The sequence below is a fragment of the Streptomyces mangrovisoli genome, assembly GCF_000974985.2.
Classification (GTDB): domain Bacteria; phylum Actinomycetota; class Actinomycetes; order Streptomycetales; family Streptomycetaceae; genus Streptomyces; species Streptomyces mangrovisoli.
The window spans coordinates 1-21,731 of record NZ_LAVA02000103.1 but is presented as its reverse complement, the minus strand read 5'-3'; the positions used below and the strand labels follow the sequence as shown (position 1 = coordinate 21,731).

The 21,731-nt window shown below is 74.0% G+C and carries 15 protein-coding genes; 4 read left to right on the top strand and 11 right to left on the bottom strand.

Annotated features, from left to right (window positions below; genetic code table 11):
• Positions 1-31: 31 nt before the first annotated feature.
• Together WN71_RS33965 and WN71_RS33960 are read right to left on the bottom strand one after the other, a co-directional pair.
• Positions 32-1,240 (bottom strand): PucR family transcriptional regulator, encoded by a 1,209-nt coding sequence (locus tag WN71_RS33965; protein WP_240529864.1) that lies wholly within the window; start codon positions 1,238-1,240, stop codon positions 32-34.
• A gap of 436 nt (positions 1,241-1,676) precedes the next feature.
• On the bottom strand, positions 1,677-2,357 hold the full coding sequence (locus WN71_RS33960; RefSeq protein WP_046585410.1) for a GntR family transcriptional regulator: 681 nt from the start codon (positions 2,355-2,357) through the stop codon (positions 1,677-1,679).
• Between the two features lie 121 nt (positions 2,358-2,478).
• Between WN71_RS33960 and WN71_RS33955 the strand changes: the two genes are divergently transcribed.
• From WN71_RS33955 to WN71_RS33940, 4 genes are all read left to right on the top strand, one after another.
• Positions 2,479-3,342 carry a fumarylacetoacetate hydrolase family protein gene (locus tag WN71_RS33955; RefSeq protein ID WP_046585411.1) on the top strand — a complete coding sequence of 288 codons (864 nt, stop codon included), beginning with the start codon at positions 2,479-2,481 and terminating at the stop codon, positions 3,340-3,342.
• Between the two features lie 164 nt (positions 3,343-3,506).
• Positions 3,507-4,508, top strand: coding sequence for a VOC family protein (locus WN71_RS33950; RefSeq protein ID WP_046585413.1), 1,002 nt, complete (start codon positions 3,507-3,509; stop codon positions 4,506-4,508).
• Positions 4,509-4,519: 11 nt separating this feature from the next.
• On the top strand, positions 4,520-6,229 hold the full coding sequence (gene mhpA, locus WN71_RS33945; protein ID WP_079178327.1) for a bifunctional 3-(3-hydroxy-phenyl)propionate/3-hydroxycinnamic acid hydroxylase MhpA: 1,710 nt from the start codon (positions 4,520-4,522) through the stop codon (positions 6,227-6,229).
• On the top strand, positions 6,226-8,364 hold the full coding sequence (locus WN71_RS33940) for an acetoacetate--CoA ligase (protein ID WP_079178326.1): 2,139 nt from the start codon (positions 6,226-6,228) through the stop codon (positions 8,362-8,364). Before mhpA ends, WN71_RS33940 begins: the two co-directional genes overlap by 4 nt.
• Here the strand turns inward: WN71_RS33940 and WN71_RS33935 are convergent.
• The 9 genes from WN71_RS33935 to WN71_RS33895 form a co-directional block, all read right to left on the bottom strand.
• Positions 8,334-9,884, bottom strand: a complete 1,551-nt coding sequence (locus WN71_RS33935; RefSeq protein WP_046585415.1) for an acyl-CoA synthetase — start codon at positions 9,882-9,884, stop codon at positions 8,334-8,336. The two genes, WN71_RS33940 and WN71_RS33935, sit on opposite strands and share 31 nt — an antisense overlap.
• On the bottom strand, positions 9,881-10,993 hold the full coding sequence (locus tag WN71_RS33930) for an NAD(P)H-dependent flavin oxidoreductase (RefSeq protein WP_046585417.1): 1,113 nt from the start codon (positions 10,991-10,993) through the stop codon (positions 9,881-9,883). Before WN71_RS33930 ends, WN71_RS33935 begins: the two co-directional genes overlap by 4 nt.
• 125 nt (positions 10,994-11,118) lie before the next feature.
• Positions 11,119-12,684, bottom strand: a complete 1,566-nt coding sequence (locus WN71_RS33925; RefSeq protein ID WP_046585419.1) for a phytoene desaturase family protein — start codon at positions 12,682-12,684, stop codon at positions 11,119-11,121.
• Between the two features lie 23 nt (positions 12,685-12,707).
• Positions 12,708-14,690, bottom strand: a complete 1,983-nt coding sequence (locus tag WN71_RS33920) for a SulP family inorganic anion transporter (protein ID WP_240529863.1) — start codon at positions 14,688-14,690, stop codon at positions 12,708-12,710.
• Positions 14,691-14,700: 10 nt separating this feature from the next.
• The gene (locus tag WN71_RS33915; RefSeq protein WP_046585421.1) at positions 14,701-17,421 is read right to left on the bottom strand and encodes a cation-translocating P-type ATPase; all 2,721 of its coding nucleotides are present in this window, start codon (positions 17,419-17,421) and stop codon (positions 14,701-14,703) included.
• Complete coding sequence (locus WN71_RS33910) at positions 17,418-18,389, bottom strand: polyphosphate kinase 2 family protein (protein ID WP_046585422.1); 972 nt, start codon at positions 18,387-18,389, stop codon at positions 17,418-17,420. The genes WN71_RS33915 and WN71_RS33910 overlap by 4 nt, the downstream gene beginning before the upstream one ends.
• A 595-nt stretch (positions 18,390-18,984) precedes the next feature.
• Complete coding sequence (locus WN71_RS33905; protein WP_052743036.1) at positions 18,985-19,443, bottom strand: RDD family protein; 459 nt, start codon at positions 19,441-19,443, stop codon at positions 18,985-18,987.
• A complete protein-coding gene (locus tag WN71_RS33900) occupies positions 19,440-20,192 on the bottom strand; it encodes a hypothetical protein (protein WP_046585528.1) in 753 nt (250 codons plus the stop codon). The genes WN71_RS33905 and WN71_RS33900 overlap by 4 nt, the downstream gene beginning before the upstream one ends.
• 230 nt (positions 20,193-20,422) lie before the next feature.
• Positions 20,423-21,731: tetratricopeptide repeat protein (locus WN71_RS33895; RefSeq protein WP_143074911.1), on the bottom strand; the 1,309-nt coding region annotated here is incomplete at its 5' end.

The following is a 21,731-nucleotide window of genomic DNA, read 5'->3' as shown; positions in this document are numbered from 1 at the left end:
CCAAGGAGCGGGGTGCAGCGGACGGAATGCCTCAGGTGTCGTGGAGGGGATCGTCGTGAACACCGTCGCCCTCGGGCCGGAGCACCGCCGTGCCCAGGGTCCCCGCGGCCTCCAGGGCCGTGAGGACCTCGGGCAGCCGGGGTGCCAGGTCGTGGCCCAGCAGCTCCTGGGCGCGCTTGACCCGGTAGGTGACCGTGTTGCGCGCCACGTGCAGCCGCGCGGCGGCCGCGGTGAGGCTGCGCTCGTTGCGCAGATACAGGTACAGGGTGCGGCGCAGCTGCTCGGCGTGCGCGCTGTCCGCGGCCAGGGCGCCCAGTTCGTCACCGACGAAGCGGCGCAGCGCCGGCAGGTCGGCGCAGAGCAGGGCCGCGAGTCCGACGCCGGGATGGTCGACGACGGGCCCGGTGCCGCGCGGGTTGAGCCGCATGACCCGCGCGGTGTGCCCGGCGTCCTCGTGGGACTGGCGGAAGCCCGCCAGTCCGTGCCGGACCGCGCCGCAGGCGAACCGGATGCCCTGGGGGTACGGCGGCCCGCCGGAGGCCGGGGCGGAGGTCCCCGTCCGCGGGTCTCCCCACGCCCATACGGTCGTCCGGCCGACGGGGACGACCAGGGTCGCGGCGCAGCCGCGCCGGTGCAGCAGTTCGGCCGCCGCCCGCTGGAGGTCGCCGACGGCCTCGGCGGCCGGGCTGTCGCACCAGGCGATGACGGCCAGGTGGTGGCCCGACAGGCGGTAGGCGAGCAGCTCGCTCGTGCTGTCCTGGCGGACCGGACGGCCGTCGAGGACGGCGCGGACGGCCTCCTCGCGGGCCGCGGCGCCCCCGGTGAGCCACCGGTCGTGCTCGGCGAGGTACTCGGCGGTCATGCGGGAGGAGAAGTCGTCGATGAACCCGAACAGCAGCTCCGACAGGCGGCGGAAGTGCTCCGCGCGTTCGGCGGGCGGCACGAGGTCCTGGCAGGCCGCCATCAGGGCCCGGGTAAGGGCGGCGTGCGCGACACGGATGCCGCGCAGCACCTTGTCCAGACCGAGCCGTCGCCGGGCGAACTCGCGGTCCCCGAGCAGGGATTCCTCGGGCGCCGTACGGTCGTCGGTGGCGCCGGCGAGCAGCAGCAGGGCGTGCAGTGTGGCCGCCTCGGTGCCCATGCGCAGGGTCTCGAAGGGGACCGGTCCGCCGCCCAGTTCGGGGACCTCGCGGATGATGACGCGGGCCAGTTCGGCACCGGCGGCGACGGCCCAGGCCACCGGCTGGGGCCGAGCTGTCCGGTCGCCTCGGCGAGGGTGCCCGCGAGGCTCGCGGGCGCCTCGGGCACGGCCGCGGGGTCGGGGGCGAGCCGGTAGATCCAGCCGGAGGGGCCGTCGCCCGCGCGCCCGGCCCCATGCAGGCCGTTCCGGCCGGAGGGGTCGTCGGCCGCGCGCCCGGCCGCATGCAGGCCGTTCCGGCCGGAAGGGCCGTCGCCCGCGCGCCCGGCCGCATCCCGGCGGTTGCCGGGGCTCTCGGCCGCGTCCGGGCGGTTCCGGCCGGAGGGGCCGGCATCGTGTCGAGCGGTCATGGTGCCGTCCTTGCCGTCGTACCTGCCGGGAGCACGGGCGCCCGGGCGGACCTGCCCGACAGACCCCGCACCGCCGTCGGACCTGCCCGACAGACCCCGCACCGCCGTCGGACCTGCCCGACAGAGCCCTACGCCACCGTCGCCGGGTCCGCCCCGATCACCTCGCGCAGGGCCTGCGCGGTGCGGTCGAGATGGCGGCCGAGCAGCTCGGCGGCCGCGTCGGCGTCCCTGCGCAGTACGGCGTCGACGATGCCCTGGTGCTCGCCGGCCACGTCGCGTTCGGTGTCGTGGCCCACGGGCAGCGCCCACCGGCGGTACAGCGTGGCCGCTTCCCGCAGGCCGGTCGCGAGGGCCAGCAGCCGCGCGTTGCCGCAGCCCTGGAGCAGGGCGTGGTGGAACTCCTCGTGCACGGCGAACCACTCGGGGTTGACCGAGCCGTCCGGCCGCACGACGGTGACGCCGGAAAGATGGTGGTGGGCCGCGACCACGGCCGCCTCCCATTTGAGATCGCCGCGTTCGATCGCCCGGCGCAGCACCAGGGTCTCGATGTCGACGCGGGCCTCGGTCAGTTCGTTCAGGTCGTCCAGGGACAGGGCGACCACGCGGAAACCCTGCTGGGGCGCGGCGCGGACGAGTCCCTGCTCCGACAGGCGGGTGAGGGCCTCGCGCACCACGGACTGGCTGACCGAGAACCGCTGGGCCAGCTCCACCAGCCGCAGCCGCTGCCCCGGCTGGAACACGCCTTCGAAGATGTCCTCGCGGATCAGCGCGTAGACGATGCCGCCCCGGGTTGCCTTCTCACCTGCCATGACCCCAGACGCTACCAGTAAAACGCCAACCCAAAAAAATATCGTTAATTCATTGCTTCCTAGAGATTCGCGGGGAAGACTGCTCGCGCAGACACCCCGCACAGCACGCACGGAGGGCCACATGCGCCTGGCAGACATCGACGGACGACTCGTCATCAGGGGTCCGGAGGGCCATCTCGACGTGGCGGAGGCGAGCGGCGGACGCTTCGGTCCCGACGCGCAGACCGCGCTCGACCGGTGGGAGGAGTTCTCCGCCTGGGCCCGGCAGTTCCTCGCCTCGCCGGAGGCGGTGAAGGCGCCCGTGGTCGCCACGGCCCCCGGCACGGTGTGGGGGCCGCCGGTCCCGCGCCCGGCGCAGATCTTCGCGGTCGGCCTCAACTACCGCGACCACATAGCGGAGTCGAAGCTCGACGTGCCCACCGAGCCCGCCGTCTTCACCAAGTTCCGCACGTCACTGACCGGCCACGACCGGCCGGTCGTCCTGCCGGAGGGGTTCGTCGACTGGGAGACCGAACTCGTCGCCGTCATCGGGCGGCCCTGTCGGCACGCCACCCGCGAGACCGCGTGGTCCTACGTCGCCGGGCTGACCGTCGGCCAGGACCTCTCGGAGCGGCGGCTCCAACTGACCGGCCCGGCACCGCAGTTCTCGCTCGGCAAGTCCTACCCGGGGTTCGCCCCGCTGGGCCCGGAACTGGTCAGCACCGACGAGTTCGCCGACCCCGACGACCTGGAGCTGGGCTGCCGGCTCGAAGGCGGCGAGGTGCTCCAGAAGAGCCGTACCTCCGCGATGGTCTTCGACGTGCCCGAGCTCGTCGTCCGCCTGTCGGCCGTGTGCCCGCTGCTGCCCGGGGACCTGATCTTCACCGGCACCCCGGCCGGCGTGGGCGGCGCCCGCACCCCGCAGCGGTTCCTCGCCCCGGGAGACGTCCTCGTCACGTGGATCGAGGGGATCGGGACGCTGCGCAACCCGATGGTCGGCAGCTGACCGCCCTTCCCTCAGCCCGCCGGCTCCCCCCTTCCCCTCGCCCCGCCGGCTCCCCCCTCGCGAAACCCCGCCGAACCGAAGTACACCGAAGCAGACCAACACAAACAGAAGCAGACCTGAGCAGACCTGAGCAGCCCCACCGCCGATCCGAAAGAGCCGCAACCATGTCACTGCACCGACTGACCCAGATCGTCATGGGCGTGCCGCATGTCGAGCAGACGGCCGCCTACTACGCCGAGTTCGGCCTCACCCCCGTCGCGGCCCCCGACACCGCCCTCGGCACCGCCCCCGAAACCGCCTCCGCCACCGCCGCCACGACGGCGGCCGCGCGCCCTGCGCACACCCTCGCCACCGTCGACGGCGGCGAACAGCTGCGGATCGTGCACTCCGCGCGCCGCCGCCTGGTCGAGCTGGGCGTGGGCGCCGACGACCCCGACGACCTCGACCGGATCGCCGCGTCCCTGACCGCGCTCGACGTACCCGTGCACCGCGCGGACGGCTCGCTCACCGCCATGGACCCCGGCACCGAGGTCGTGGTCCGCGTGGAGATCGCCCCGCGGCTGCGCCAGACCCCCACCCCGGCGCCCGTGTTCAACTCCCCCGGCGCCGACGCGCGGCTCGGCGAGCGCGCCCCCGGCATCCTGCGGGACGGACCGGTGCGCCCGCGCAAGCTGGGCCATGTCGTCCTCGGCTCCACCGACCAGGAGACCTCGCAGCGCTTCTTCCAGGAGGGCATCGGCTTCAAGGTCAGCGACACCGTCAAGGGCCTGGCCGCGTTCATGCGGTGTTCCGGCGACCACCACAACGTGCTGGTGCAGCAGGCCCCGGTGTCCTTCCTGCACCACACGTCCTGGCAGGTCGACGACGTCGACGAGATCGGGCGGGGCGCCACGTCGATGCTGGAGGCGGACCCGGGCCGGCATGTCTGGGGCCTCGGCCGCCACTACATCGGCTCGAACTTCTTCTGGTACCTGAAGGACCCGGCCGGCAACTTCTCCGAGTACTACTCCGACCTCGACTGCGTGGTGGACGACGCGCTGTGGAAGCCGGGCGACTTCGAGGGCGCCAAGTCCCTGTACGCGTGGGGCCCGCCGCCGCCCCCGTCGTTCCTCGCGCCCGAGGACCTCGCGGCCCTGATGACCGGCGCGCACGCCGCGGCGAAGTGAGGAACGCCGCCATGTACGAGCAGCCCGTCCCGCACCACGAGCCACAACCCGGCCCGCACCGGCACCACTTGCCCGCCGACACCCCCACCGACGCCTCCGCCGGCGCCCTCGTCGACGTCCTCGTGGTCGGGGCCGGTCCGACCGGTCTGACCACGGCCCTCTTCCTCGCCCGCGCCGGCCGGCGGGTGACCGTCCTGGAGCGCTGGCCCCACCCCTATCCCCTGCCGCGCGCCGTGCACTTCGACGACGAGGTCGCCCGGCTGCTCGCCGACGCCGGACTCGGCGACCTGCTCGGCTCGCTGTCCGAGCCCGCCGACACCTACGAGTGGCGCAACGCCGACGGCGAGACCCTGCTCGGCTTCGACTGGTCCGGCTTCGGACCGTCCGGCTGGCCGCAGGCGAACATGACCTACCAGCCCGATCTGGAAAGGGCGTTGGCCGAGGCGGCGCAGGAGCACCCGAACGTGACGGTGCTGCGCGGCCACGAAGCCGTCGCCCTGGCCGAGAGCGCGGACGACGTCACCGTCACGGTCCGCGACTCCGCGGACAACTCCCTTGAACTGAAAGCCGCGTGGGTCGTCGGCGCGGACGGCGCGAACAGTTTCGTACGCCGCCACATGCCGACCCGGATGACCGACCTCGGCTTCTTCTACGACTGGCTCATCGTGGACGTGCGCCCGCACACCGAGCGCGACTGGAACCCGGTCAACCTCCAGATCTGCGACCCGGCGCGGCCCACCACCGCGGTGTCCGGCGGGCCGGGCCGGCGCCGCTGGGAGTTCATGCGGATGCCCGGCGAGAGCGCCGAGGAGCTCAACACCGAAGCCGCCGCCTGGCGGCTGCTCGAACCGTTCGGGATGCGGCCCGACACCTGCGCGCTGGAGCGGCACGCCGTCTACACCTTCCAGGCCCAGTGGGCGGACGTCTGGCGCGCCGGGCGGCTGCTGCTGGCCGGCGACGCGGCCCATCTGATGCCGCCGTTCGCGGGACAGGGCATGTGCTCCGGGATCCGGGACGCGGCGAACCTGTCCTTCAAGCTCGACCTGGTGCTGCGGGGCGCGGCCGACCCGGCCGTCCTCGACACCTACGGCACCGAGCGCGGCGCCCATGTCCAGCACGCCATCGGCATGTCGGTGGAGCTGGGCAAGGTCATCTGCGTCACCGACCCCGGGGAGGTGGCGGCCCGCGACGCGTTCATGATCGGGCACGGGGCCGACCCGGAGCGGATCCTGCCGCCGCTGCCTCCGCCGGTGCTGACCGACGGGCTCCTCGCCCAGGGGCGGCCGGGCACGGCCGGACACCTGACCCGGCAGGCCAGGATCACCTACCGGGGGCGCACCGGCCGGCTCGACGACGTGGTGGAGCGCGGGTTCGTCGTCGCCGCCGCCGAGGACCCGCGCACGCTGCTCCCGGCGGACCGCCTCGCCTTCCTGGAGAGCATCGGGGCGCGCCTGCTGCACCTGGTGCCCTCGGCCGCGCGGGACGCCGACGAACAGGTGGCCGCCGTCGACGTCGACGGCTTCTACCTGCCCCATCTCCGGGACGAGGGACAGGCCGCCGTGATCATCCGCCCCGACCACTATCTCTTCGGCACCGCGGCCACCCCCGAGGGGCTGGCCGGGCTCGTCGACGACCTCGCGGGGCAACTCGGCGCGCCGAGCCGCCGTACCGCGAGGACCCCGGTCCCCCTGCCCGTGCCCACCCATGGAGGTGAGGGGTGAACGCGCCCACCGCGTCCGTCCCCGGCGAACCGGCCGCCGAGCCGATCTGGCGGCCCGATCCGGCCGAGGCGGCGGGCTCGCACCTCGCCCGGTTCACCGACCTCGTCGCCCGCCGTACCGGCCTCGCGCACGCCGACTACCCGTCCCTGTGGGCGTGGTCGGTGCGTGACCTGTCCGGCTTCTGGTCGGCCGTGGCCGAGTACTTCGACCTCCGTCTCGGCGGCTCCTGGGAGCAGATCCTCGACGACGCTCCCATGCCGGGCACCCGCTGGTTCCCCGGCGCCCGGGTCAACTACGCCGAGCACGCCCTGCGTTCGGGTAGTCCGTCCGACCCTGCGCTGATCTCCGTCGGCGAGGACGGGACCACCGTCCGCACCACCTGGGCCGAACTGCGGCAGCAGGTGGGCGCGTTGGCCGCGTGGCTGCGCGGGCAGGGGGTGCGGGCCGGGGACCGCGTGGCCGGCTACCTGCCCAACACCGCCCACGCCGTGGTCGCGTTCCTCGCGTCGGCGAGCATCGGCGCGGTGTGGTCGGCCTGCGGGCAGGACTACGGCGCCGACGGGGCCGCGAACCGGTTCGCGCAGCTCGAACCGGTCGTGCTCGTCACCGCCGACGGCTACCGGTGGAACGGCCGGGAGCACGACCGGCGCGCGGAGAGCGCCGCGCTGCGGGCCGCGCTGCCCACCGTGCGCGTCACGGTGCGGGTGCCCAACCTCGGCCTGCCGCCCGACTCCGCCCCGGACACGGTGAGTTGGCAGGAGGCGCTCGCCGAGCCCGCCGGGTGCGCCTTCGCGGACCTGCCGTTCGAGGCTCCGCTGTGGGTGCTGTTCTCCTCCGGGACCACGGGCACGCCCAAGGGCCTCGTGCACGGCCACGGCGGGGTCCTGCTCGACCACCACAAACTCCTCGGCCTCCACCTCGACCTGCGGCCCGGCGAGCGCTTCCTCTGGTACACGACGACCAACTGGATGATGTGGAACATGGTCGTCTCCGGCCTGCTGGTCGGCGCCACGATCGTGCTCTACGACGGCAGCCCCGCCCATCCGGGACCCGGGCGGCTGTGGGAGCTGGCCGCCGAGCACGGCGCCCGGGTCCTCGGCGTCAGCCCCGGCTACCTGCAGGCGTCCGCCAAGGCCGGTCTCGAACCCGGCCGCGATCTCGACCTGTCCGCGCTGCGGGTGCTGGGCTCCACCGGTGCGCCGCTGCCCGCGGCGTCGTACCACTGGGTCCACGACCATGTGGGACCCCGCGTCCAGGTCGCCTCCACGAGCGGCGGCACCGACGTGGTCAGCGGTTTCGCCGGCGGCAGCCCGCTCACCCCCGTGTGGCCGGGCGAGATCTCCGCGCCGCTGCTCGGTGTCGGTCTGCGGGCCTACGACGGCGACGGGCGGCCGGTCGTCGGCGAGGTGGGCGAACTCGTCGTCACCCGGCCGATGCCGTCGATGCCGCTGCATCTGTGGAACGACCTCGACGGCAGCCGCTACCGGGAGACGTACTTCGGCACCTGGCCGGGGGTGTGGCGGCACGGCGACTGGATGACGGTGACCGCGCACGGCAGCGTCGTCGTGTCCGGGCGCTCCGACTCCACGCTCAACCGGCACGGGGTACGGCTCGGCAGCGCCGACGTGTACGCCGTCGTGGACGTGCTGCCCGGCATCCGCGAGAGCCTCGTCATCGGCGCCGAACTGCCCGGCGGGGGCTACTGGATGCCCCTGTTCGTGGTCCTGGAGCCGGGCCACGAACTGACCGACGACCTGTGCGCGGGCATCAGGAGGGCGATCGCCGCGCAGGCCTCGCCGCGGCACGTCCCCGACACGATCGTCGAGGTGCCCGCCCTGCCGCACACCCGTACCGGCAAGAAGCTGGAGGTGCCGGTCAAACGCCTGCTGCAGGGCGCGGCCCTCGACGAGGTCGCGGGCCGGGAGGCGGTGGACGACATCAAGGCGCTGGAGTACTTCACCCGCTTCGCGCCGTCCGCGCAGCCGACAGCATCCGGGCCACCCGCGCAGCCCGCACCGTCCGCGCCGTCCGCGCAGCCCGTGCCGTCCTCGCAGCTCTCGCAGCCGACACCGTCCGCGCCGGCCCCGCCGGAGTCCGGCGTCCGTCACACGGGCCTGGTCCGCCCCTCCCAATAGGGCTCGCGCAGGCGCCTCTTGTACAGCTTGCCGTTGGGGTCCCGGGGCAGTTCGGCGACGAAGTCGACGCTCCGGGGCCGCTTGAACGCGGCGAGTCGCCCCGCGCAGTGCTCCAACAGGGCCGCGGCGAGGGCCGGTCCGGGCTCGTGGCCGGGGGCCGGCTCGACGACCGCCTTGACCGCCTCGCCCCAGTCGTCGTGCGGCACGCCGAAGACGGCGGCGTCGGCGACGGCGGGGTGGGCGAGCAGGGCAGACTCGATCTCGGCCGGGTAGATGTTGACCCCGCCGGAGATGATCATGTCGATCTTGCGGTCGCGCAGGAAGAGATAGCCGTCCTCGTCGAGGTAGCCGAGGTCGCCGACGGTGAAGAAGTCGCCGATGCGGTTCTTGCGGGTCTTGGCCTCGTCCTTGTGGTAGCTGAAGCCGCCGGTGTTCATCTTCAGGTAGACGGTGCCGAGTTCGCCGGGCGCGAGCCGCTCGCCGTCGTCGTCGAAGACGGCGAGCTCGCTGATCGGCCAGGCCCGGCCGACGGTGCCGGGCTTCTTCAGCCAGTCCTCCGCGGTCGCGAAGGCGCCGCCGCCCTCGCTGGCCGCGTAGTACTCCTCCACCGCGGGCCCCCACCAGTCGATCATCGCCCGCTTCACATGGTCCGGGCAGGGCGCGGCGCCGTGGATGGCGTGCCGCATGGAGGTGACGTCGTAGCGGGCGCGGACCTCGGCGGGCAGCGCGAGCAGCCGGTGGAACTGGGTGGGGACCATGTGGGTGTGGGTGCAGCGGTGGGTGTCGATGAGGCGCAGCATCTCCTCGGGCGTCCACTTGTCCATCAGCACCAGCCGGTGCCCGATGTGCAGGGACGCGCCCGCGAACTGGAGGACCGCCGTGTGGTAGAGCGGCGAGCAGACGAGGTGCACGTTGTCGTCGTAGGGGGGGATGCCGAAGATGCCGAGGAAGCCGCCGAGATACGACTCCTCGGGCACCTTGCCGGGCAGCGGGCGGCGGATGCCGCGGGGGCGGCCGGTGGTGCCGGAGGTGTAGTTCATGACCCAGCCGAGTTCGCGCCCCTCGGGCGCCGACTCCGGCTGCCCGTCGAGGAGCTCGGCGTAGGGCCGGAAGCCCTCGACCGTGCCGACGGCGTACCGGGCGACGGCGGGCAGGCCGGCCTCGTCGGCGGCGGCGCGGGCCTCGTCGGCGAACCGCTCGTGCGCGATCAGCGCCTTGGCGCCGGAGTCGGAGACGATCCAGGCGATCTCGGCGCCGACCAGGTGGTGGTTGACGGGCACGAGGTAGAGACCGGCCTGCGTGGCGGCGAGGTAACTGGTCAGCAACTCGACCCCGTTGGGCAGGACCACGGCGAAGGCGTCGCCGCGCTGAAGGCCCGCGGCGCGCAGGCCGTGCACCAACCGGTGGGCGGCCGCGAGGAGGCGCCCCGCGGTCCAGGTCTCGCCGTCCGGGGCGACGAGCACGGTGCGTTCGGGGTCGGCGGCCGCCTGGGCCCAGAAGCCGACGGGAGGTGTGCTCATGGCTGTTCGCTCCTTCCCGCGATGCGGTTGATGCGGTCCACGGCCCTCTCGAAGCCGCGGGTCAGGTCGTCGACGACGGCCTGGACGCTGCGCTCGCTGTTCATCCGGCCGACGATCTGGCCGACGGGGGTGCCGAGCAGCGGCTCGACCTCGTACTTCTGGATGCGGGAGATCGCGTCGGCGACGAGCAGCCCCTGGAGGGGCATGGGCAGGGTGCCGGGTCCCTCGGGTCCTTCCCAGGCGTCGGTCCACTCGGTGCGCAGCTGGCGCGCGGGCTTGCCGGTCAGCGCGCGGGAGCGGACGGTGTCGCCGGAGCCCGCGGCGAGCAGCTTGCGGGTGAGGGCGGGCGAGTGCAGGTCGGCCTCGGTGGTGGTGAGCCAGAGCGAGCCGAGCCAGACGCCCTGCGCGCCGAGGGCGAGCGCGGCGGCCACCTGTTCGCCGCTGCCGATGCCGCCCGCGGCGAGCACGGGCAGCGGGCCGACCGCCTCGACGACCTCGGGCGTGAGCACCATGGAGGCGATCTCGCCGGTGTGGCCGCCCGCCTCGTAGCCCTGGGCGACGACGATGTCGATGCCGCCGTCCCGGTGCTTGACCGCGTGCCGGGCGCTGCCCGCGAGGGCCGCGACGAGCACGCCCTGCTCGTGGGCGCGGGCGACGATGTCGGGCGGCGGGGAGCCGAGCGCGTTGGCGAGCAGCCGGATCGGGCGGTCGAAGGCGACGTCGAGCTGGCGGCGGGCGACCTCCTCCATCCAGCCGGTGATGCGCCAGCCCACGGCGTCGCCCTCGGCCAGCTCCGGCACGCCGTGCTTGGCGAGGGTCTCGGCGACGAACCGCCGGTGCCCCTCGGGGATCATGGCCTCGACGTCGGCCTCGGTGACGCCCTCGACCTTGCGGGCGGGCATCACGACGTCGAGGCCGTACGGGCGTCCGCCGGCGTGTGCGTCGAGCCAGTCGAGGTCGCGTTCGAGTTCGTCGGGGGCGGTGTAGCGGACCGCGCCGAGCACGCCGAACCCGCCCGCCCGGCTGATGGCCGCGGCGACGGCGGGGAACGGCGTGAAGCCGAAGAGGGCGTGCTCGACGTGCAGTTGCTTGCTCAGCTCCGTCTGCATGGGCGCAGGATGCCGCAGTCCCCCGCACGACGGAAGGCTTTTTCTGACGCTGCGTCAGATCCATCAGGTCGACCTGACGCCCCGCCAGACCGACCTGCTCGATCCAACGGGGCGCCAGGGCCGCTTCAGAAGCCGTCCTCCAGCACCGCCATCGCCGCGTTGTGCCCCGGCACCCCGCTGACCCCGCCGCCGCGCACCGCGCCCGCGCCGCACAGCAGCACGTTGGCGTGCGAAGTCTCCACTCCCCAGCGGCCGGTGCCCTCCTGGGCGTAGGGCCAGGACAGTTCGCGGTGGAAGATGTTGCCGCCGGGCAGCCGCAGGTCGTGCTCCAGGTCGAGCGGGGTCTTGGCCTCGATGCAGGGCCGTCCCTCGGCGTCGGTCGCGAGGCAGTCGGTGACCGGTTCGGCGAGATGGGCGTCGAGCTGCGCGAGGGTCGCCTTCAGCAGCTCCTCGCGCGCGCCGTCGTTGTCGGCGTCGAAGAGCCGGGCGGGGGTGTGCAGGCCGAACAGGGTGAGCGTCTGGTAGCCGCGCGCCACCAGGTCGGGCCCGAGGATCGTCGGGTCGGTCAGGGAGTGGCAGTAGATCTCGGAGGGCGGCGCGGAGGGCAGCCGCCCGGCCGCGGCCTCGGCGTAGGCGGTGGCGAGTTGCTCGTATCCCTCGGCGATGTGGAAGGTGCCCGCGAACGCCTCGCGCGGGTCGACGGCCGTGTCCCGCAGCCGGGGCAGCCGCTTCAGCAGCATGTTCACCTTCAGCTGGGCGCCCTCGGCGGGGGCGGGCGCGGCGTCGCCGGTCAGCTCGGCGAGCGCCTGCGGGGAGGCGTTCACGAGGACGTGCCGGGCGGCGACGGTGCCCTCGCCGTCGGCGGTCCGGTAGGTCACCTCGGCCTGCCGGCCGTCGGTCTCGACACGGACGGCCTCGTGGCCGGTGGCGAGGACGGCACCGGCGGCGCGCGCGGCGCCGGCCAGTGCGTCGGTCAGGGCGCCCATGCCGCCGACCGGCACGTCCCAGGCGCCGGTGCCGCCGCCGATGACGTGGTAGAGGAAGCAGCGGTTCTGCGCGAGCGAGGGGTCGTGGGCGTCGGCGAACGTGCCGATCAGCGCGTCGGTGAGGACGACCCCGCGCACCAGGTCGTCCTCGAACCGGTCCTCCACGGCGACGCCGATCGGCTCCTCGAACAGGGCCCGCCACGCCTCCTCGTCGTCGACGCGGCGGCGCAGCTCCTCGCGCGCGGGCAGCGGCTCGGTGAGGGTGGGGAACACCTTGCGGGCGACCTCGCCGGTCATGCCGTAGAACCGCCGCCACGCGGTGAACGCGCGGTCCGAGCCGGTGAGTGCGGCGAACGCGTCGCGCGTGCGCTCCTCGCCGCCGCCGACGAGCAGGCCGGTGGCGCGTCCGTGCCGCTCGACGGGGGTGTACGAGGAGATGGTCCGCCCGCGCACCGCGAAGTCCAGGCCGAGGTCCCGCACGATCTTCGACGGCAACAGGCTGACCAGGTACGAGTAACGCGACAGGCGGGCGTCGACCCCCTCGAACGGGCGGGTGGAGACGGCCGCCCCGCCCGTGGTGGCGAGCCGTTCCAGGACCAGGACCGACCGTCCGGCGCGGGCCAGGTAGGCGGCGGCGACCAGGCCGTTGTGGCCTCCGCCGACGATGACGGCGTCGTACGCGCGAGATCCCTCGTGTGCAGGCATGGTCCTTCGTAACACGGGATGATCTACGGCGGCCAGGGGTGCGCGGCCGTGCCTCCTTCGGCGGGTCCGCCTTCCGGCGCTCCGTTCTCCGCCGCCGGGCCTTCCGGTGCCCCGGCTCCCGGCGCTCCGTTCTCCGTCGCCGGGCCTCCCGGTGCCCCACCTTCCGGCGCTCCGTTCTCCGTCGCCCGGCCGTCCGGTACCCCGCCTCCCGGCGCTCCGTTCTCCCTCGCCCGGCCGTCCGGTACCCCGCCTCCCGGAGTCCCGCCCGCCGTCGCCGTCCACTCGGCGCCGGTCAGCTCCCGGTAGGCGCGCACCCCGGCCTCCAGCGTGGGGAAGAAGCGGGCCGGGTCGGGCGGCCGCGCCGGTTCGTAGTGCTCCAGCTTGCGCCGTACGGGGTCCTTCAGCTCGGCGAACATCAGCCGGACGTGCCGTTCGGCGAGGTCCTCGTCGAGGTCGGCGAGGACGTCCGCGGCGGTGGTGTCCACGTCGGTGACGGGCTCGGCGGCGAGCAGGATCCAGCGCGGCGGCGGGTCCTGGCGGCTGAGCCGCAGCACCCCGTCGCGGAACGCCTTGGCGTTGGCGAAGAACAGCGGTCCGTCGAACCGGTGGATCACCAGTCCGGGCAGCCGGGCGGCGTCCGGGTACGAGCGGATGTCGTGGTACCCCTCCAGGCCCGGCACCCGGCCGAGGACCGTGCTGTACGGCCACCACGCGCGCCGGAACACGTTGAGGATGGACAGGCCGACGGCGACCGCGATCCCGTTCAGTACGCCGAGCAGCGCGACCCCGAGGAAGGCGGCCATGCACAGCCAGAACTCCGTACGGCGCTGCCGCCACAGCCGTGTAGTGCCGCGGATGTCGGCGAGCGACAGGGAGGCGGTGACGACCACCGCGGCGAGCGCGGGCTGCGGCAGATTGCGGAACAGGCCCGGCAGCAGCACCAGCATCAGCACGATCAGCACCGCCCCGACCACCCCGGTGAGCTGGGTGCGGGCCCCGGCGCGCTCCGCGACCGCCGTACGGGAGCCGCTGGTGGAGACGGGGAAGCCCTGGAACAGGCCCGCCGCCACGTTCGCGGCGCCGATCGCGGCCATCTCCTGGCCGCCGCGCACCTCCTGCCCGGTGCGGGCGGCGAACGCGGAGGCGTTGGAGATGGTGTCGGCGAGCGAGACCACGGCGATGCCCAGTGCTCCGGCCGCGAGCGGCCCGAGGTCGGCGAGGCGCACGTGCGGCAGGGTGAACGGCGGGAAGCCCTTCGGGAGGGTGCCGACCAGTCCGACCCCGTGGGCGCCGAGGTCGAACAGCGAGGTGGCGCCGATCGCGAGCACGACCATCACCAGCACCGCGGGCACCTTGGGCAGCCGGCGCTGAAGGGCCAGGACGAGCACGATCCCGGCGCCGCCGACCGCGATCGCGGCGGGCACCGCCTTTCCGTCGGCGAGGCCGCGCACGAACGCGGCCGCCTCGCGGATCAGCCCGTCGGCGTCGGTGGAGAAGCCGAACAGCTTGGGCAGCTGACCGACGAGGATGGTCAGGCTGAGCCCGTTCATGTAGCCGATCATGGTGGGCTTGGAGATCAGGTCCGCGACGAAGCCGAGCCGGGCCACGCTCGCCAGGATCGTGATCACGCCGACCATCAGCGCCATCATCGAGGCCAGCGCGACGGCGCGGGCGCTGTCCCCACCGGAGGCGACCAGCGGCAGCACGGTCGCGGCGATCATCGGGCCGAGCGCCGAGTCCGGCCCCAGCACCAGGATCCGGGACGGGCCGAGGACGGCGTACGCCAGCAGGCACAGCACCGACGTGTACAGGCCGGTGATCGCGGGCAGTCCGGCGAGTTCCGCGTACGCCATGCCCTGCGGCACCAGCAGGGTGGTGAGCACCACCCCGGCGACGACGTCCTTGACCAGCCACTCGCGGCGGTACGACGACAGCGTGCGCACGCCGGGGGTCCGGCGCAGCGCCCGCAGCGCGGCCGGACCCCTCGCGTCGTCGTCGGAGGTCATGTCCGTCCGGTCAGCCCTCCGCCGCGGCCGGGCCGCTGCGGGAGCGGGCCACGAGTTTGCCGAGCTCCCACAGCAGGAGCAGGGCGATGGCCGGCAGCAGCGCCCAGCCGAACTGGCGCAGTGTCAGCGGCGTGGTGTCGAGGATGCGGTTGAAGGCGTCGGTCTGGGTGGCGAGGACGGCGAGCACGAACTCGCCGAGCATCGTCCAGTTCAGCTGCCTGCTGTCGAAGGTGGAGAGGGCGAAGACCGTGGACCGCTCGCTGCGGCACTCCTGGGCGGCGACGATCAGGCAGAGCGCGAACGACGTGAACGCGATGGAGTTGCCGATCTCCTCGCTGCCGAAGTGGTCCTTGCCGAGCTTGATCATCAGCAGCAGGCCGACGGCGATCGCCAGCCCGGCGAGGCCGACGGTGAGCATCAGGGCGCGGGTCATGACGGGTTCGCCGCGCGGCCGCGGCCGGCGCGCCATCAGCCCCGGGCTGACCCGGTCGAAGCCGAGGGAGAAGCCGAAGGCGGCGTTGACGACGAAGTGGATCCACAGCACCTGCGCGGGCGTGAACGGCTCGCCGCCCGCGATGTTGAGCAGGGTCGCGCCGAGGAAGGTCAGCACGAACACGACCAGCAGGACCAGCACGAAGCGGATGTACTTGGTGAGGTTGTCGTAGATCTTGCGGCCCTGCTCGACCGCGAAGACGATCGTGGCGAAGTTGTCGTCGGACAGGATCATCCGCCCGGCGTTCTTCGCGACCTCCGTGCCGGAGCCCATCGCGATGCCGATGTCGGCGGCCTTGATGGCGGGGGCGTCGTTCACGCCGTCGCCGGTCATCGCGACGACCTCGCCCTTCTTCTTCAGGGTGTCGGCGAGCAGCACCTTGTGCTCGGGGGCGACGCGGCCGACCACGCCGATCCGGTCGATGCGGTCGAGGCGTTCCTCCTCGGACAGCGCCGCGAAGTCCGCGCCGAGGATGGCCTCGCCCTCGATGCCGACCTGTTCGGCGATGGCGGCGCCGGTGACGACGTCGTCGCCGGTGACCATGCGGACCCGGATGTGCGCGGCCTGCGCGCCCGCCACCGCGGCCTTGGACTCGGCGCGCGGCGGGTCCTCCATGGCCACCAGGCTGGTCAGCCGCAGTTCGGTGATCAGCGCCAGCAGGTCGTCGCCCGCCGCGGCGAACGCGTCCGGGTCGAGGTCGCGGGCGGCGGCGGCCATCACCCGGCGCCCCTCGTGGCCCATCCGGTCCATCGCCGCGTCGGCCCGTGCGTTCAGCTCCGCGGTCCAGGGGACGGTCTCCCCCTCCGCGAGGGCGGTGGCGGTGCGGCCGATGACGGCCGGGCCCGCGCCCTTCACGAAGCAGCGCACGACCGGGCGGCCCCGCTCGTCCTCCGTCGAGTGGAAGGTCGCCATCAGCTTGTACGACGGGTCGAAGGGCAGCGTGGCGAGGCGCGGCAGCCGCTCGCGGGTGGCCTCGACGTCCAGCCCGGCCTTGTGCCCGAGCACCAGCAGGGCGCCCTCGGTGGGGTCGCCGACCACCCGGCCGTCGACCAGCCGGGCGTCGTTGGCGACGACGTACGGCAGGATCGCGTCCTCGACCCCGGCGGCCCGGCCCGCCGCGTGGTGGACGCGGCCCTCCAGGCCGTAGCCGGTGCCGGAGACGGTGTACCGGTCGACGGGGTCGACGACCTCGACGACGGTCACCTGGTTCATGGTCAGGGTGCCGGTCTTGTCGGAGTTGATGGCCGAGGTGAAGCCGAGGGTCTCCACCGACGGCAGGTCCTTGACGATGGCGTGCCGGTGGGCGAGGTCCAGGCTGCCGATGGACAGGATGGTCTGCGTGACGGTGGGCAGCGCCTCGGGGACGGCGGCGATCGCGAGCGAGACGGCGCTGATGAACAGCACGTCCCAGGACTGGTCGCGGCTGCGTCCGAGGGCGAACATCACGATCATGGTCAGGCCGGCCGCGCCGACGATCCACAGGGTGAGCCGGTCCAGCTCCCGGGTCAGCGGCGACTGTTCGCGCTCGGTCGCCGAGAGCATCCCGGAGATCTTGCCGAGTTCGGTGCCGGTGCCGGTGGCCGTGACGATCATGACGCCGCTGCCGTGGGTGACGGGCGTGTTCATGAACGCCATGTCGCTGAGATCGCCGGGCGCGAGGCCCTCGCCGCGCACGACGCCGGGCTCCTTGCCGGCGGGGGTGCTCTCGCCGGTCAGCGCGGACTCGTCGATCTGGAGGGCGCTGGCGCTCACCAGCCGGCCGTCGGCGGGCACCTCGTCGCCCGCGGTGAGCAGCACGACGTCACCGACGACGACCTCCTCGGCGGGGATCTCGCGCTCCGTGCCGTCGCGGCGCACCCGGGCGGTCGCCTGCATCATCGACTTCAGGGCGTTCATGGCGCTCTCCGCCTTGCCCTCCTGCCGCATCCCGATGACCGCGTTCAGCACGGTCAGCACGGCGAGGACGACCGCGGTGCCCCACTCCTGCACGGCCAGCGACACCACCGCGGCGCCGACCAGGATCAGCTGCATCGAGGAGCTGTACTGCGCGAGGAACCGGCGCCAGCCGGGCGGCGGCTGTTCCTCCGGCAGCGCGTTGGGCCCGTCAGCGGCGAGCCGTGCGGCCGCGCGTTCGGCGCTGAGGCCGACGGCGGGGTCGACCTCCAGGGCCGTCGCCACCTTGCCGGGCGGCATGGCGTGCCAGGGGGTCTCGCTCCGTTCGACTGCGGGCGCGCTCATCGCTTCCGCCTCCGTTCCGCGTCGGCCGAGGACGCGTAGGGGTCGGGTGGCGCCCCGGCGGGCGCCTCCTTCACCAACTGCTCCCTGGCCTGCGCCAGTTCGCGCCGGGCCGCCTCGCCGACATCCGGGTACCTGGGGTCGATCTCGATCAACGTGTGCACGAGTACGGCGGCGGCGCACACCCGGGCGAACCACTTGCGGTCCGCGGGGACCACGTACCAGGGCGCCCAGCGGGTGCTGGTCGCCGACAGCATCTCGGAGAAGGCCCGCTGGTAGTCGTCCCAGTGGGCGCGCTCACGGACGTCGGCGGCGGAGAACTTCCAGTTGCGCTCGGGCACGTCGATGCGTTTCAGGAAGCGGGTGCGCTGCTCCTCCTTGGAGAGGTTCAGGAAGACCTTCACCACGCTGTACCCGTTCTCGGTGAGGTACCGCTCCCAGTCGTTGATCTGCCGGTAGCGCCGCTTCCAGACGCTCTTGTGGCCGCCGGGGTCGGGCAGCCGCTGCCGGTCGAGGAGTTCGGGATGCACCCGCACCACGAGGACCTCCTCGTACTGCGACCGGTTGAAGATCCCGATCTCGCCGCGCCGGGGCAGCCGGTTCGCGTACCGCCACAGGTAGTCGTGGGCGAGTTCCTCCGGAGAGGGCACCTTGAATCCGGCGACGTGCACGCCCTGCGGGTTGACGCCCGTCATGACGTGCCGGATGGTGCCGTCCTTGCCGCCGGCGTCCAGCGCCTGGAGGCACAGCAGCACACCGCGGGTGCCGTCGGCGGCGAGCCTGCGCTGCAGTTCGGCGAGCATGTCGACGCCTTCGCGCAGCAGCCGCTGCCCGTCGGTCTTCTTCTTGATCCCCGCCTTGTAGCGGGGGTCGAAGTCCCTGCCGAGGTCCACCTTCTCGCCCGGGGGCACCCGCAGCGGCTCGATGAACTCCGCGATACGGCGCGCCCGCCGGGTCAGTTCGTCCGCCATGGGTTCCTCCCTGATCGACGGTGCGCCGATCTCCCTCGCCCGGCGCGTCCGGCATCGCTGCGGCTGCCGGCTGCGGCCGGGCACGGCTCCTCGATTCGAGTGGCTCACGGACAGCCGGGCCGCGTCGTCACCCCCGGGGGGTGACTCCGGGCGACCGCCCGCCGCCCGGCGGTCGTCCGTCGCCCGCACCGGGCCCGCCGACCACCCGCGGCGGGTGATGCGCCGGCCGATACGGCGGGACGCCCGGGCTCCGGATGTCATCCTGCGGGTTCGCCGGGGCCGGTCGCGCAGTTCCCCGCGCCCCTGACGGGGCACAGGCAGGTCGCCCCAGGGCCGCGCGGAACTGCGCGACCCGCCCCCCTCAGGGGCGCGGGGAACTGCGCGAACAAGCCCCACGCACCCGCACCCGCAGATCCAGCGGCCGTGGCCGGCCCCTTCAGGGGCGCGGGGAACTGCGCGACCGGCCCCCACCCAGCCGCACACGCACCCGCAAACCCAGAAGCCGGGACCAGCCCCTTCAGGGGCGCGGGGAACTGCGCGAACGAGCCCCATCCGCCCGCACCCGAACGCGCACCCGAACCGCCGGAGGCCGGCGTCACGGCGGGTCGTAGCGGACCGCGGTCGACGTGAGCAGATCCTGGAGCGAGGCGTCCCGCCTGCTGAAGGGCACCCACAGCAGCCCCCACGGGAACGTCACGCACAGCACCGCGCGCAGCAGGGCACGGGGGATCTTCACAGGCCGCCCGGTACGGCGGGCGACCCGCAGGCCCATGAGCCCGGTGCCCACCGTGCGGCCGACCATGGCCCACCCCGCGGTGAGGTAGAGGACGGCGATGACCCAGCCGCCCAGCACCGTGGCCCAGCCGGGCAGGTCGGGCATCTTGAACGGCGGCCCGGTGAACGCCATCCGCGCGCACCCGGCCGCGAGTTCCAGGGCCAGCCCGAGACCGGTCGCCACCAAGAAGTCGACCACCGCGGCCAGGCCCCGCGAGACGATGCCGGCCGTGTCGCCGCGCAGGTCCGCCCTGCCGTACCAGCCGTAGGCCTGGGTCACGGCACCCGCCCGGGGGCCGTACCGGGCTCGTCGCCCGATGCCGGGGCGACCCGGTGCAGCAGGCGGTCGGCGACGCGGTCGATCCTCCGGTCGGCGCGCATGCTGCGCGCCCGGAAGGCGTCGACGGTCTCCCCCGCCATGCCGCCCCCGGTGTCCCGGACGATCCGGCCGAGGTCGATCTCCTCCAGCACCTCTTTGGCGAGTCCGGCGAGGTCGATACGGGCGATCACGGCGTCGATGTCGGCGCGGGAGACGATCCGGTCGACGTCGACCCGGTCGGTGATCCGCGCCAGGTCGACGCGGTCGGCGACCCGGTTGACGTCGATCCGGTCGGCGACCCGCGCCACGTCCACGCCGTCGGCGATGGTGTTGACGTCCACCCGGCCCGCGACCCGGCCGACGTCGACCCGGTCGGCGATCCGGTCGACGTCCAGGCGGTCGGCGATCGCGTCCAGGTCGAGGCGGTCCATGATGCGGTCGATGTCGACGCGGTCCACGATCTCGTCGACGTCGACGCGGTCCACGACCCGGCCGACGTCCACCCGGTCCACGATCCGGTCGATGTCCACCCGCTCGACGGCACGGTCCAGGTCGACGCGGGCGACGAGGCCGTCCAGGTCGATCCGGTCGGCCACGGCGTTCGTCGCGGTGCGCAGCAGCGCGTCCGCCACGCCCGCCGCGGTTCCCAGCGCGAGCCGGCCGAGGCTCGCCACGGTGTGCACGGGTCCGAGGACTCTCAGCGCGATCATGCCGTCCAGCAGACCAGGGGCGGCGGCCCGGCGCATCATCCGCGGCGGGTGACCCGGTGCCGGGTGCCCGGCGGCGGGCGGTCCGGAGCCATCGCCGGGTGCGGCCACGTCGTGGCTGGTCGCGCAGTTCCCCGCGCCCCTTCAGGGGACGTCCGGTCCAGCCCCCCCAAAGGGGCGCGGGGAACTGTTCGAGCGACCACGACGGACCCGCACAGCCCCCGGCGACGGGGTCAGTGGTCGCCGTACGCCCGCTGCTGGCGCAGGACCGCCACCCGGCGGTACAGCTCGACCGCCTCCGCTCCGCGGCCGAGCTGTTCGAGGCAGTGGGCCTCGTCGTTGCGGCTGGCGAGGGTGTCGGGATGCTCGGGGCCGAGCACTCGTTCGCGGGCGGCGGCGACGCGGCGGTACTCGGTGAGCGCGTCGGCCCAGCGGCCCAGCCAGCCGAGGCCGACGGCGACCTCGCGGCGGCTGACGAGGGTGTCGGGATGTTCGGGGCCCAGCACCCGTTCGCGGATGGCGCACACGTCGCGGGACTCGGCGAGCGCCTCCTCCCAGCGCCCGAGCCGTCCGAGGTTGACGCCGAGGCCGTGCCGGGCGCGCAGGGTCTCCGCGTGGGTGGGACCCTGCACCCTCGTACGGTCGTCGACGAGGTCGCGGTAGAGCTGGAGCGCGTCCGTGCTGCGGCCGAGCCGGCCCAGGCTGATGCCGACCTCGTAGCGGGCGGCGAGGGTGTCGGCGTGGTCCGGGCCGAGGGTCCGCGCGCGGGCCTCGGCGACCTCGCGGTAGGTGCGCAGGGCCTCTTCCCAGCGCCCCAACTGGCCCAGCGCGTAGGCGACTTCGTAGCGGGTGACCAGGGTGTCGGGGTGGTGGACGCCGAGCACCCGGGCGCGGGCCGCGGCCACTTCGCAGGCCATGCGGTACGAGTCCTCCAGGCGCCCCAGCCGGCTGAGGTTGAAGGCGAGGTTGTGGCGGCAGCGCAGGGTGTCCGGATGGTCGGCACCCATGGTCCGCTCACGGGCGGCGAGCACCGAGCCGTACGCCTGGTGCGCGTCGAAGTGCCGGCCCAACTGCCCGAGGACGTACGCCATTTCCTGTCTGGCGGCCAGGGTGTCGGGATGGTCGACGCCGAGCAGCCGCTCGCGGGTGCGGGCCACGTGGGTGTACTCGCGCAGCGCGTCGGCGGCCCGGCCGGTGCGGCTGAGGGTGAAGGCGACCTCGTAGCGGCTGGCGAGGGTGTCGGGGTGGTCGGGGCCGAGCAGCCGCTCCCGTTCGGCGGCCACGGCGCGGTGGATCTCGCCGGCCTCGGACCAGCGGCCGAGCCGCCCGAGCGTCAAACCCGCGTTGTGGCGGCCGGCGAGGGCGGTGGCGGCCTCGCGGTCGGGGGCGGGCGGCGCGGCGGGGGCGGGGACCCGGGCGGTCGCGCCGGCCGGGCGCGGGGTCCAGTCGCCGGTGAGCCCGGCACCCGGGTCGGGCGGGACGGCCGCCATGCCCGCGGCGGCGCCGGCCTTGTGCCCGGTGGTCATGCCGCGGGTCCAGGAC